This is a genomic window from Methylophaga sp. UBA1464, from assembly GCF_002325665.1.
Classification (GTDB): domain Bacteria; phylum Pseudomonadota; class Gammaproteobacteria; order Nitrosococcales; family Methylophagaceae; genus Methylophaga.
Window position 1 is genome coordinate 1 of sequence record NZ_DCSO01000042.1, and the last position, 625, is coordinate 625.

The following is a 625-nucleotide window of genomic DNA, read 5'->3' on the forward strand; positions in this document are numbered from 1 at the left end:
CGCTTCAGGCCATTGCCACGAACGGCGATTAAGCAGTCTTCTGAATTCGTACGGGTAAAGTTACCCATCCCCATTTTCGTCAGGCTGAGCATTAACCTGGTGATGTTGTGATCGGTCATTTGCATCAATTCATCATGGCCAATCGCAAAATACTGTTTAACCACCCGAGCAAACTGCTTGTTTAGCTTTATCCAGGTAAAGCCTTTCATTGTGCTGAATTTAAAACCCCAGGCTTCGACCAGTTTTAATGCCTCCATCGGCATCGGTGGCACATGCCACATAAATAAAACGCAGTCTTTATCCGCAATTTGATTGATAGGCAGCTGCATCAAATCCGATAACGTCATACAAGGATATTTGTGGCCAGCTCCACGCTGGCCACTATTCGCTTTGTCTCGATACGTCCAAGGCGGATCCGCATAAATCGCGTGGTATTTTTTATCTGGAAAGTTCATTTTTATCCACCCGACAATTCCAAGTTCGCTCAGGCGCAACAGCATCACAGTCCAGGCACTCGATAACATCAACATCAAATTCACCAGTATCGCCCGTATGTTGATGCACGTCTTTTCGAATACGTGAGGATCCGCAGTATGGACAGAGTTTGAATTTATCCATGACTCAC

The 625-nt window shown here is 45.6% G+C and carries 1 protein-coding gene; it reads right to left on the bottom strand.

What is annotated here, in order from left to right:
• The coding region (locus B3O33_RS04105; protein WP_292363016.1) for an MT-A70 family methyltransferase at positions 1-530 on the bottom strand (530 nt) is incomplete at its 3' end.
• Positions 531-625 lie beyond the last annotated feature (95 nt).